The sequence below is a fragment of the Pseudochrobactrum mosebachae genome (assembly GCF_048914685.1).
Lineage (GTDB): Bacteria > Pseudomonadota > Alphaproteobacteria > Rhizobiales > Rhizobiaceae > Pseudochrobactrum.
Genome location: NZ_CP128408.1, coordinates 2859258 through 2872411, shown reverse-complemented (window position 1 = coordinate 2872411; position 13154 = coordinate 2859258). Strand labels below are relative to the sequence as shown.

At 50.8% G+C, this 13154-nt stretch carries 11 protein-coding genes; 2 read left to right on the top strand and 9 right to left on the bottom strand.

Annotation, left to right across the window (positions count from 1 at the left end; all coding sequences use genetic code 11):
• Positions 1–224 precede the first annotated feature (224 nt).
• The 3 genes from MP213Fo_RS12990 to MP213Fo_RS12980 all read right to left on the bottom strand — a co-directional run bounded on the left by MP213Fo_RS12990 (position 225) and on the right by MP213Fo_RS12980 (position 2261).
• Entirely contained in the window at positions 225–1004 is a 780-nt protein-coding gene (locus MP213Fo_RS12990; RefSeq protein ID WP_421089396.1) for an alpha/beta fold hydrolase, read from the bottom strand.
• 70 nt (positions 1005–1074) lie between these two features.
• Complete coding sequence (locus MP213Fo_RS12985) at positions 1075–1557, bottom strand: DUF192 domain-containing protein (protein WP_421089395.1); 483 nt, start codon at positions 1555–1557, stop codon at positions 1075–1077.
• A gap of 122 nt (positions 1558–1679) precedes the next feature.
• A complete protein-coding gene (locus MP213Fo_RS12980) occupies positions 1680–2261 on the bottom strand; it encodes a cold-shock protein (RefSeq protein WP_421089394.1) in 582 nt (193 codons plus the stop codon).
• Positions 2262–2479: 218 nt separating this feature from the next.
• Between MP213Fo_RS12980 and MP213Fo_RS12975 the strand changes: the two genes are divergently transcribed.
• Positions 2480–2920, top strand: coding sequence for a VOC family protein (locus tag MP213Fo_RS12975; RefSeq protein WP_421089393.1), 441 nt, complete (start codon positions 2480–2482; stop codon positions 2918–2920).
• A 71-nt stretch (positions 2921–2991) separates the two neighbouring features.
• On the opposite strand, the gene recJ is transcribed toward MP213Fo_RS12975, so the two are convergent.
• The 6 genes from recJ to MP213Fo_RS12945 form a co-directional block, all read right to left on the bottom strand.
• Positions 2992–4794 (bottom strand): single-stranded-DNA-specific exonuclease RecJ, encoded by a 1803-nt coding sequence (recJ, locus tag MP213Fo_RS12970; protein WP_421091147.1) that lies wholly within the window; start codon positions 4792–4794, stop codon positions 2992–2994.
• Between the two features lie 249 nt (positions 4795–5043).
• Positions 5044–6033, bottom strand: a complete 990-nt coding sequence (glpX, locus tag MP213Fo_RS12965; protein ID WP_421089392.1) for a class II fructose-bisphosphatase — start codon at positions 6031–6033, stop codon at positions 5044–5046.
• Positions 6034–6357: 324 nt separating this feature from the next.
• Complete coding sequence (locus MP213Fo_RS12960; RefSeq protein WP_421089391.1) at positions 6358–7887, bottom strand: ABC-F family ATP-binding cassette domain-containing protein; 1530 nt, start codon at positions 7885–7887, stop codon at positions 6358–6360.
• Positions 7888–8214: 327 nt separating this feature from the next.
• The gene (locus tag MP213Fo_RS12955) at positions 8215–9534 is read right to left on the bottom strand and encodes a homoserine dehydrogenase (RefSeq protein WP_421089390.1); all 1320 of its coding nucleotides are present in this window, start codon (positions 9532–9534) and stop codon (positions 8215–8217) included.
• Positions 9535–9634: 100 nt separating this feature from the next.
• Positions 9635–10831, bottom strand: coding sequence for an LL-diaminopimelate aminotransferase (locus MP213Fo_RS12950; RefSeq protein ID WP_421089389.1), 1197 nt, complete (start codon positions 10829–10831; stop codon positions 9635–9637).
• Between the two features lie 148 nt (positions 10832–10979).
• The gene (locus MP213Fo_RS12945; protein ID WP_421089388.1) at positions 10980–11324 is read right to left on the bottom strand and encodes a hypothetical protein; all 345 of its coding nucleotides are present in this window, start codon (positions 11322–11324) and stop codon (positions 10980–10982) included.
• A 394-nt stretch (positions 11325–11718) separates the two neighbouring features.
• Between MP213Fo_RS12945 and MP213Fo_RS12940 the strand changes: the two genes are divergently transcribed.
• Positions 11719–12915 (top strand): YcbK family protein, encoded by a 1197-nt coding sequence (locus MP213Fo_RS12940; protein ID WP_421089387.1) that lies wholly within the window; start codon positions 11719–11721, stop codon positions 12913–12915.
• The last annotated feature ends 239 nt before the right edge of the window (positions 12916–13154 follow it).

The window sequence follows — 13154 nt, the reverse complement described above, 5'->3', positions numbered from 1 at the left end:
CCCGGAGCAGTTTCACACCAAACTGCATAATACCATAAAAGAAAGAGCGGTTTTCCCTTATCAAGGGTAAAGCCCACTCGAAACATTTCAACATCCGCCTGCAAAACGCAACGCCATTTTAGTATTCACTAATTTTACAGACATTGATTACATCAATATGAGTTTAAACCGCATTATCGCAGATGAAAATAGCTTTGCCGTTTTTTCATAGCTGTAAGCAGAGATCAGGTAAGAGGATGCTGCTTCAAAAACGCTAGCACCGCCTGCTTATAGACCTTATCACCAACAGCAATCATATGATCACGGTCCGGAATATCCACAGCAGCACCATTTGGCATCAGATCAGCCAGCTCCTGTGCATCGCCGGCAATATCATCCTTGGTGCCTACAGCCACAAGTGCCGGCTGGGTAATCATACCCATTGCCTGTGCGGGTATCAGCTCTTTCGAAGTAATCACACAGGCTGCAAGTGCATAGCGGTCACTCTTTGTCTGATCGGCAAATTTACGGAACATCAACCCGCGCGGATTGGTAATACCCTCCACATCATCGGTCAGCAGTGCCTCATAAATCGGATCCCAATCACCGGCACCCGTAACCATACCAATGCCAAGGCCGCCAAAAATCACACTCTGCACCCGCTCAGGATGCTCAAGCGCTACAAAGGCGCTGATCCGCGCGCCCATGGAATAGCCCATAATATGCGCTTTGCTAATCTGTAAATGATCAAGCAATGCCACCGCATCCGCAGCCATCAGTGATGGATAATAGCGCTCGCGATCATGCGGCTTATCAGAGCGGCCATGACCGCGATTATCAATCGCAATCACACGGTAACCGGCTTCTTGCAAGGTTTTAAACCAGCCGGGATTCAACCAATTGACCATGCCGGATGAGGCAAAGCCGTGGATCAATAAAATCGGTTCGCCCTGCCCCTCATCACGATAAGCCAGCTTCAAGCCGTCATGTTCAAAATAACGGACTTCATTCACATTAACGACCATAGTTCACTTCCGCAGATTATATTTTTGCGCGCCATGCGGCTAACCGCAAACATCAAGCGCAGGATTAATTTTATTCACATTTTCCGCATATTACAGGGTGCTGAACCTGATCGCCAGCCTTGATACCAAGCTTTTTAGCTATTCCGGCATTGAGCTCAATCACAAAAGCCACCGGCACCTGCGAGGCCACAATATCTTTGGAAAACGGCATGGTATTTGCCGCAATCCGCGCAATTGTTCCGTCACTGCGTACAAAAAGCATATCCAGCGGCAGCGGCGTATTAGCCATCCACATCATAACCGGCTGCACTTCTGCAAATACAAAAATCATCGCACGGTTGGACGGGAAATCTGTGCGATGCATCAAGCCGCGGCTGCGTTTATCCTCAGTATCCGCAACCTCAAGCACAAAGCTTTGCACACCGGCCGATGTATAAATTTGCAAGGGCTTTGCATCAACCTCAACCATCATTGGCGCATTCTGCGCCAAAGCACTTTGCGCTGCAAATATCATTGCACTCATGAGCACCAGCATACCAAGCCATTGTTTCATCAGATAATCCGTATCGAGTGGGCAGGCTCAGCGCTGTTCTGCATCGCAGAGTTCACGAGCCGCATTATTACTTTATATCAAAAGGCGAGCAAATATAAAAAAACCGGTCTGTGACCGGCCTTTTAATGCGGTGATGTAAAAGGTGAACCGATATCAGGATGAATTTCCGCAGCCATCAGGCCTTTATCACCATCGCCGAAACGCACCAGCACAACTTGGCCCGGACGCAGCTCCATCATCCCGAAACGACGCAATGTTTCCATATGCACAAAAATATCTTCCGTCCCCTCGCCACGACTGAGAAAACCAAAGCCCTTGGTACGGTTGAACCACTTCACAATTGCGCGCTCAAGCCCGCTTGAAGGTGTCACCACAACATGCGTGCGGGCGGGCGGTAATGTTGAAGGATGCGCAACAGCTGAAAGATCAAGCGATAACACACGAAAGCACTGCCAGCCGCGTTCACCATTCCTGATTTCACAAACAACGCGTGCGCCCTCTTGGGCGGTTTGAAAACCGTCACGGCGCAAGGTTGTTACATGCACGAGAATGTCGCCATAGCCTTCCTGATCAGGAACGACAAAGCCGTAGCCTTTGGCAACATCAAACCATTTAATCGCGCCGGAAATTTCGACCAGATCCGTTGCGTTCTCAGCGGAGTTGGCACCATCCACAAATTCATGGGACAAAGACTTGTCTGTCATGGCACGCTCCTCCTTTCATCTGCAGGGCAAATCAGGTTGATTCTCCTTTTCAAGATAACACTTCCTTAACCATATCCGGCAAGAGCAAACTTTAAATATTACGGCTTCAATCACAGACTTTATGAGCGATCGTGATAAAATGACACTGAACCGTTTTAGTTATGCGTTATTTACAACAGCGCAACTGCATAAACGGACAGGTCGCACAGGAGATTAGCATGCGTTATTTGCACACAATGGTTCGTATTCGTGACATTGATGAATCACTGGATTTTTATGTTAATAAATTAGGCTTTATTGAAACTCGCCGCACCGAGAGCGAAAAAGGTCGTTTCACTTTGATTTTTCTGAGTGCTCCGGATGATCTCGGCGCTGCAGAAACTGCGCGCGCACCGCTGCTGGAGCTGACCTATAATTGGGATAAGCAGGATTATGCCGGTGGGCGCAATTTCGGACATCTGGCTTATGAGGTCGATGATATTTACGCATTCTGCCAAAATCTGCTTGATAACGGCATTATCATCAACCGTCCGCCACGTGACGGACATATGGCATTTGTTAAATCACCGGACGGCATTTCATTCGAAATTCTGCAAAAAGGTGAGCGCCTTGCACCGCAGGAGCCATGGGCTTCGATGGAGAATACCGGCAGCTGGTAAGCTGCCTCATAAACAAATAAGCAGCTGGTAAGCTGCCTCATAGGCAATACCAAGCTGCACACTTAAACTTGCTATTGCCGCGAGAGGTCAACTTTCGCGGCATCTACAATGCGTATCTGCGTTGAAACTGAACCATTCCAGTGATTAAGCGACAGATTACCGGCCACATGCACCATCTGCCCCGCTTGATCAAACAGGAAGCGCCCCAGATCGCTGTCGGCAGCACGAAAAGCAATGGCATTGACCCGCCGGCCATCCAGCCCTTTCAGTGCTACTTTCACGTGGTCGCGGCCAACAATACGCACATCGGCAATAGTATGATTGGGCAATGCCAGTAAAGGCTGCACATGGCCTGCACCATAAGGCCCCGCCTTTTCCAATGCATCATAGAGTGCAACAGTGGCACCGGTGGCAGAAACGGCACCATCAATTGCCAATGTTTGCTCTGCGCGCAGATCATCTACTTTTTCTGCAGCCTGTTCTTCAAAATACGCACGTAACGCGCCAAGTTTGGCTTTTTCAACCGTAATACCAGCAGCCATACCATGCCCGCCACCTTTCACCAGCAGCCCTTTTTCAACGGCACCGCGCACCAGCTTTCCAAGATCAAAGCCGCTGATGGAGCGGCCGGAGCCGGTGCCCACGCCATTGGCATTAAAGGCAATGGCAAAAGCCGGCCGCTTTGCACGGTCTTTCAACCGCGAGGCCAGCAAACCAACAATACCCGGATGCCAGTCATCATTGGCTGTTACCAAAACCGCAGGCCCAGTTTTACCCGAAAGCTCGGCTGATGCCTCTGCTTCAGCCTGCTGTAACATCACCGCTTCCATGGCCTGCCGCTCGGCATTAAGCCTGTCGAGTTCTTCAGCAATAGTGTTGGCCTCTACCGGATCGTCCAGTGTCAGCAACCGGCTACCCAAAGCAGCATTGCCGATACGCCCGCCCGCATTAATGCGCGGGCCGATCAAAAAGCCGAAGTGAAAACTGTTGAGCGGCTCACCAATGCGCGAAACCCGCGCCAGTGCCGCAAGCCCAGCATTGCTCTGATTGCGCGCTGCCAGCAGCCCCTTGACCACAAAAGCACGATTGACACCGATCAGCGGCACCACATCACACACGGTTGCCAGCCCCACCAGATCAAGATAGCTCAAAAGATCCGGTGTGCCTCTAGGCGCTTGAATACCGCGCTCGCGCAATTCCCGTGCCAATTGCACCAAGGTCATAAACACGACACCGGCAGCACAAAGATGCCCCTGGCCTGAAATGTCATCATCGCGGTTCGGATTAACGATCGCCACCGCCTCTTCAGGCAAAGCGCCGCCAACCTGATGGTGATCCAGTACCACCACATCGGCACCGGCCTCGCGCGCCGCTGCAATGGAAGGCGCACTATTGGTGCCGCAATCTACCGTAACAATCAGGGATGCGCCTTTACCGGCCAGCTCGCGCATAGCATCGGGGTTGGGGCCGTAACCTTCGAAAATTCGGTCCGGAATATAGATCAGGTTTTTAATGTCATAAGCGGTGAGAAAGCGTGATAACAGCGCCGATGAACAGGCACCATCGACATCATAATCACCAAAAATCGCAACATTTTCTTTGCGCTCGATGGCATCTGCAATGCGCGATGCAGCGCGTTTCATATCGGTTATTGTCAGCGGATCCGGCATTAAAGAGCGGATACTCGGATTGAGAAACTCCTCCGCGGCCTCAATGCTCACGCCGCGACCGGCCATAACCCGTGATACCAGATCAGGGATACCGTAATTTTGTGCAATTGCGAGTGCCGTATTGGCTTCACGCAAGCCCAGACGGTCAACCCATTTCATACCCGTCGCCGAAGAACGTATTCCGAGAAACAGACGCTCATTCATATCCACGCGGGCAACTCCTGTTACATTGAGTTCTTGCAAACACAAAAGGCGACATTTTTCAATGTCGCCTTATAGCAGAATTAAAGCATCATGCCACTCTCACAAAAACACCTTATCGCCTGCGTCAAAAACCGTCAGGTTGAAGCGAAAATGGCGTTTGTTTCGAAAACGGAACGGGGCGTACATTTAGTATGTGAGCACCGGATTTTGAGACAAGCGCCATTTGCAGACCAAGCTGGCGATTTTTTATTAAGAGAACTTGGACATATCCTGATGGCGCGCCTTGATCTCACGAACAGTCTGCGACTGCGCACGCATTACGATTGTGTGGGTCTGGATGTAGTCACGGGCAAATTTAACGCCGGAAAGCATGTTGCCATCGGTTACACCGGTTGCAGCAAACAATACGTCGCCTTTAGCCATTTCTTCCAGAAGGTAAACTTTGTTCGGGTCAGTGATGCCCATTTTCAAAGCGCGTGCAATCTGCTCATCAGAGTTGAACTGCAAACGTCCCTGCATCTGGCCACCGATGCAGCGCAGAGCTGCGGCTGCCAACACGCCTTCAGGCGCGCCACCGATACCGATATAAATATCAATGCCGGTTTCATCCGGATTGGTTGTGTGCATCACACCGGCAACATCGCCGTCACCGATCAGACGAATGGCTGCGCCGGTTGCGCGAACTTCTTCGATCAAGCGTGCATGACGCGGACGATCCATAATGCAAGCGGTGATTTCATTGACCTTAACGCCTTTGGCTTTTGCCAGTGCATTCAGGTTTTCGGTAGCGGAAGCATCAATATCCACAACGCCGCGCGGATAGCCCGGGCCAACTGCGATTTTCTGCATGTAAACATCTGGTGCGTAGAGCAGATTGCCTTTTTCAGCGATCGCAACAACTGCCAGCGAATTCGGCAGGTTTTTGGCACAGATTGTGGTGCCTTCCAGCGGATCCAGAGCAATGTCCACTTCCGGACCATTGCGTGTACCAACTTCTTCACCAATGTAAAGCATCGGCGCTTCGTCGCGCTCGCCTTCACCGATCACAACGGTACCGGCTATTGGCAAACGGTTGAGTTCCTTGCGCATCGCGTCAACAGCAACCTGATCGGCAGCCTTTTCATCACCGCGTCCGCGCAGGCGTGCAGCAGCCACAGCAGCGCGTTCAGTTACACGAACCAGCTCAAGTGTCAGAATACGGTCGAGTCCATGCGGGGTCTGCTCTGCAGAATTGGCCATTTAAACAGTCCTAAATTCGTTTCGAAGGATATGCCTGCAATCAAACAACAGGGATCGCACACATCATGTATAAGATACCCGGTCATTATGGCCTTGATACACGATGACGATGACAGCAGATTGTCAGACATGGTCTGCATCTTTTGTCAAAATCGCGCACGCGCCGCAAGAGACAAAGCTCAGGATTAGAAAGTAAATCGATTATACTCGGTTGAAAAACCATCACATTTCAAAACCAGTAGTAATAGCTGTGCATATTTTGGCACAATAACACGCCAAACCACCGGCCTTTGCTCGCATCATTCGGCTGTTTCAGGCCAGAAATCAGCTGGCAGATCGGCCACTTTGCGCAAAAAACGCTTCCGGCGTATCGACCTCAATAAGTTTTTTACGGTCAATCTGCCAGAACCGGTTGCCGGTATTACGCACAAAACTACGGTCATGCGACACCAGTAAACAAGCGGCTTCACTATTGAGTAATTCACTTTCCAGTGCTTCCTGCCCGTCAATATCCAGATGGTTGGTCGGCTCGTCGAGAATATAAAAATTGGGTTGTGTCAGCCGCAGCACCAGCATGCCAAGGCGCGCTTTCTGCCCGCCTGAGAGATGCACCACGGCCTTTCCCTGCAGATCAATAGTCATCCCCGCACCGGCCAGCAGCGACCGCGCTTTCTGATCACCCACATCAAAACGACGGATGATGATCTCATGCGGTGTCTGGCGCTCATCGAGTTCAGACAGAGCCTGATCGCTATAGCCCAGCACCAGAGACGGCGTGGCTTTTAAATGCGCCGTATCCGGCACAATCCCGGCAATCACATTGCGCACCATAGTTAGCAACCGCGTTTTACCGGCACCATTGGCACCCAGCACAACAATACGATCGCCGGGATTGATCCATAACCGACCAGTTTTATAAAGCACTTGATGATCGGGCGTTGCCACATCCAGCCCGTCAAGAGTGACCAGCGCACGCACATGACTGCTCTGACCCGAGAGCTTGATCGCGCCTGCCGAGCGCTCCAAATGCGCAGGTCTTGCTGTATCTTCGAGCTTGCCGGCTCGCTCTTTGAGCTGTTTGGTTTTATTGACCAGCAGATCACTGCCCGAATTAATGCCGATATTGTTGAGCTTTGCGGCCTGTTTACGCAATTGCTGAGCCGTTTTTATTTGTTTTTGATATTGGCGCGAATCCGCAGCATCAGCTTCATCCAGTGCTGCGCGGGCTTTACTATAAGGCAATGCAAAGATTTGCGAATTTTCAGGGCGCAAAAACAATGTGCGCTTGGTGACCGCATCCAGAAAAGCACGATCATGGCTGCACATCATCACCGCTGTAGAACGTGGCAATGCACGGAGCCAGTCTTCAAGCAGGCGGATTTTTTCAAGATCGAGATGGTTGGTTGGCTCGTCGAGCAATAACAGATCAGGCTCGGCAATCTGCGTATGCGCCAGCAATGCCAGGCGTTGCCAGCCGCCGCTCAAGGCATGCATAGGCCGGTCGCGCAAGGCTGCAGGAACATTGAGATCATCAAGGATGATATCCACGCGCCAGTTTTCATGGGCTTGCGCGTCTTCATCCAAACCGCCCAGCACCACATTATAAAGTGTGCGCTCCATCCAGTCTTGCGGCACATATTGCGCTACAGTGCCGGTTTTCAAACCACGTGCACGTGTAACCTCGCCTTCAGTGGGCTCAAGTTCAGCATTGATAATACGCAGAAGGCTGGATTTACCACGCCCGTTTGCAGCAACAATACCCAACCGTTCGCCCTCGCCGACAACGAGGTTTAAATTGCGAAACAGATCGACAGACAGGTTGAGACCAAGATTTTGAAGATTGAGTAAGGACATCAGTTCAACTCAGTTTTGCCTCATCCACAAAACAGCCCACGCGACAACAAACGCACAAATCAGGCTGGTAGAATAAGGTTGAGATCAGGTTGCGGTGGCATGACAAACCAGCAGCACCCTTTTAAGAAAAGGCTGATGAAGACAGATTTTACAGTCTTAATCGGCCCTGCACATATTATGAATGCAGGGCATAATCAGGGCCATACTGACGATGATGATCGTGACGTTTACAAATCATTGTACAGCCCTCCTTTTTCTGAACTGTTATTGAACTGGGTAAGTTTCAGGAAAAACACCTACCATTTCTCCTGAAACTATTATCATGAATTATCCGGCGCGTTCAATACGGATCATTTGCGGCTTGTCATAAAGATCACCATCTTCGGTAATTGCTTTCAAAGCCTGCCTGACCGCAGATTCCGTTGTGGCATGGGTTACCAGAACCACAGTTTTAACCACAGCCGCATCCACATTGGCACCGGCACCGCGCTGTACAATCGATTCCAGCGAAATGTCATTATCCGCCATGCGCTTGGCAATGGCAGCAAACACACCTGCACGGTCATGCACATTCAGACGGATGAAATAGCCACCCGCATGGCTGCGCATTTTAGCCCGTGATGTCGGCTTGAGATCTTTGGCAGGGGTGCCAAAAACCGGCCCGTGCTGAAAGCCCGGACGGCTTTTACCGATATCGGCAATATCACCGATCACAGCTGAAGCCGTTGCATTACCACCGGCACCGGGGCCCGAAAGCAACAGCTCGCCCAGCAAGTCAGTCTCAATCGCCACAGCATTGGTTACACCATGCACCTGCGCAATAACCGAGGTTGTTGGCACCAGTGTCGGATGCACACGCTGCTCCACACCGGTTTCGGTTTGCTGTGCAACGCCCAGCAGTTTGATTTTATAACCCAGCTCCTCCGCAGCCCGAATATCGGCCAGAGAAATATTGCTGATACCTTCAAGATAAATATCATCAGCGGCAATCTGGGTACCAAAAGCAATACTGGTCAGCAAAGCCAGCTTATGCGCGGTATCATTGCCTTCAATATCAAAGGTCGGGTCGGCTTCCGCATAGCCTAAACGCTGCGCATCTTTAAGGCATTCCGCAAAAGAAATCCCCTCCTCACCCATGCGGGTCAGGATATAATTACAGGTGCCGTTCATAATACCGTAAACGCGCGACACGGTGTTACCGGTCAGCGATTCACGCATGGCTTTAATCACCGGAATACCGCCTGCAACTGCTGCTTCAAAATTCAGCAGCACACCCTTCGCCTCTGCAATGGTTGCAAGCTCCACACCATGATACGCGAGCAGTGCCTTATTGGCGGTGACCACATGGCGGCCGGCATTAAGCGCTGCCTCTACGGCTTCACGGGCAGTACCTTCAGAGCCACCGATCAACTCGACAAAAACATCAATATTCTCTGATCGTGCCAGAGCCACCGGATCATCAAACCATTCGATACTGCTCAGATCAACGCCGCGGTCGCGCGTGCGGTCACGTGCGCTGACCGCAGTCACTACAATTTCGCGTCCGCATTGCCTTGTCATCATTTCGGCTTTATCGCGCAAAATACGCAAAACCGATGCCCCTACGGTGCCAAGTCCGGCGACACCGATCCGCAATGCATTACTCATTATCCTGCCTCAGAAATATCTTATAGATTTAGATACTTAGTTTATATGTTGGCGGGCAGTACAATACTACCCGCCTTAGATTATACATGTGTACCGGTTGTCAGATCGCAGCAATATCAGCTGTGCCAAGAAAGCGCTTGATGTTGCGCGCGGCCTGCCGGATACGGTGTTCATTTTCAACCAGCGCAATACGCACATATTCGTCGCCATGTTCACCGAAACCAAGCCCCGGCGCAACAGCTACATCTGCTTTTTCGATCAGAAGTTTGGAAAAATTGAGCGAACCCAGTGCACGGTAGCGTTCAGGGATCGGAACCCACGCAAACATCGTCGCTGCAGGTGAAGGAATATCCCATCCTGCACGGCCAAAGCTTTCAACCAGAACATCGCGTCGTGTCTTATACACATTGCGCACATATTCAATATCACTGCCATCACCATTCAGTGCCGCAGTTGCCGCTACCTGAATAGGCGTGAAAGCCCCGTAATCCAGATAGGACTTAACCCGCGTGAGCGCAGCAATCAGTCGTTCATTGCCAACAGCAAAGCCCATGCGCCAACCCGGCATTGAATAAGTTTTAGACATCGACGTGAATTCAACCGCAACATCCATAGCACCATCCACCTGCAATACCGAAGGCGGCGGGTTATTGTCGTCAAAGTAAATTTCCGAATAAGCCAGATCCGACAAGATGATAATATTGTGCTTACGGGCGAAGGCCACAATATCTTTATAGAAGTCCAATGATGCCACATGAGCGGTCGGATTGGACGGAAAATTGAGAATCATCGCAATCGGTTTAGGTATCGAGTGCTTAATACCGCGCTCCAATGCAGGAATGAACTGGTCATCCGGCGCAGCACTGATAGAACGGATCACACCACCGGACATGATAAAGCCGAAGGAATGAATCGGATAGGTCGGATCAGGACAAAGCACGACATCGCCGGGTGCAGTAATCGCCTGCGCCATATTGGCAAAGCCCTCTTTAGAACCGAGCGTTGCCACAACCTGTGTGTCCGGATCAAGCTTAACGCCAAAACGACGCGCATAATAGCTGGCCTGCGCTTTGCGCAACCCCGGGATCCCCTTTGAAGAGGAGTAACGGTGGCTACGGGGATCCTGCACAGCTTCACACAGTTTATCGACAATGCTTTGCGGGGTCGGTAAGTCCGGATTACCCATGCCAAGATCAACAATGTCGGCACCCGCCGCTCGCGCACTCGCCTTCAGGCGGTTAACCTGTTCGAAGACATAAGGTGGCAGGCGACGGATTTTATGGAATTCTTCCGACATATCTCTCTTCCGTTTAAACTTGTTGCTAATAATGATCGGGATATTCTGGCGTTTTCACCACAAACGAGAGCGTTTCAGAAAAACTGCAGCACGCTGGCTAATAACAGCCCCAAATACAGAGTGTATTGGTGTGTGGTAAAACGTTAATTTATTGACCGGCTTCAATCTCTTTAAGCGTAGCCTCGGCCTCGGCCTGTAACTGGCGCTTACGCGCTTCAATTTCAGCTCGGCTTGAGCCGATTGTTTCGACACGCCCTTGCTGTGCTTTGGCGGTTTTCAACGTTCCGGCAAGCTGGTCTTTTTCGGCAAAGGTCATTTGCGCAGTTTCGGCCTTTGGCATATTGCCAAAGCTTGGATAGGTGCCGGTACGCAGCGCACCTTCTTGCGGAACACCAATATTCGAAGCACTTGAGCAAGCCGCCAATACCAGAGCAGCCACGGCAAACATTGCAATACGCAGTGCTGCGATGTGATTTTTCTGTGGTGCGCTCATCAATGTGGTTCCTGCATTTTATAACTGCGGTTGATTATGCGGACAATAAACGGATAACTATAATTCGCAACAAGAAGCTGAGTACTCAGGCCGCGAAATACCGGTTATTTGTGTTTTTTAACAGTCCCCAAGCTTAACGCATGATGAGTAACACATATTACAAAGCTGAAATGAATTGTTACACCCCATAACTTGCGCCCTATTTAATAAAGAATTAATTATTTCGCTCCCATGAAAATGCCCGTTACGGGGTTTTCGTGTATATTATTATGTGAATTTTGCGCAATCGGTGCTTCTCATGAGCCTTTTGCGCCAGCAGTTGCACAGGAAACACCGTTTCATTTATGTTTCCGATTACACTCTCATGAGCGTTGCAGCATAGTAAGGGATCGCTTTGTTCGATACGATAAAACGTATACGAGAAAAAAACGCTCAGCTTCTTTGCGGCTCGGCAATCATTCTCGCTCTCGGCATCAGTGGCTGCACCACCTCCGGCACCTCCCTGTTGGAGAACGTAGCAACGGACACCACACTCGCGAATAATCAGGCAGCGCAAACCGGCGATAATGTAAAAGACAGCACCGCTTCACCGGCGCAGACATCTGCCGCATCAGCTCAAAGCGTATCCGCCTCGGCAGCGCAAGCAACAGAAGCTGCCACACCCAACAAGCAGGCGCCTGCTGAAACCGCTATTGCTGCAACCAACCAGATTGCCCAGGCGCCTGAGACGGCCGCCGCACAAACCAATACTCAGCCCAGCACCTTGGCGGCACTGTTTGGCACACGAACCAAACCCACAGCCGCATTGGCTGAATTGCCAGTAGCAACAACAGAAACGAATAATAGCACTAAACAGACTGAAACCGGTGGTAATTCTGGCACAAAGAATGAATCCTCAGCCAGCCCTGCTCCTGTTTTGAATTCGTCACCAGCGACCGCTGCGACGACCGCTCCGGCGCTTGACCGTACCAGCCAGAGTGCCGGCGCTGCTGCACGTTTGTTTGCACCGGGAAAAAACAGCCCGCGCGGCGCCGCCGGCACACAAAAACCAGCGGTAATTGCCTCTTTGTCACAAAAAAGTACTAAAGATTACAGTTTTACACTGCCGGGCGTGCGCGCCAATGGCGGAGTAGAAATCCGTCACAGTAATAAAGTGTTCGATGAAAGCGATATCGATCTTGATGAAGACGATTTCAGTGCACCGGTAACACTCGCCTCTGCTGGTGGCATGGCACGCTTGGCACCCAATGGGCTGCGTACGCAGCATGATAAAGTGCAGGTCTCTTGTTTGAAACCGCAGCTTGTTTCAATGATTAAACGCCTTGAATCCCATTACCGCAAACCGGTGGTGATTACCTCCGGTTACCGCAGCCCGACTCATAACCGCTCTGTCAGCGGCGCCAAGCGCTCGCTGCACATGTCTTGCTCAGCTGCAGATTTGCAGATTCCCGGAATTTCAAAATGGGAAATCGCCCGTCATGTCCGCACTTGGCAAGGCCGCGGTGGTGTAGGCACCTATTGCCATACAGAATCGGTTCATATTGATGTCGGACCTGAACGCGACTGGAACTGGCGCTGCCGTCGCGGTTGATATTTCCCATTCCAAGCATAAAAACCATCCGCGATTCTGCGAAATCGTTTTCGTCTATATCAAAACACGGTCTTTCAGAATCGCAGATAGTTTAATTTTTGCGGTTTTTTAAATTATTTTCCCCGTAATCTCTTCATTTTGCAGGTGAAATCCCCCTGTTTGGCTTGCTTATTCACAGCCTCTGCGGGGTTTGGCATAAAAAAATGCATTTTTTTTCAAGTTTCGCATTTTACCCACTT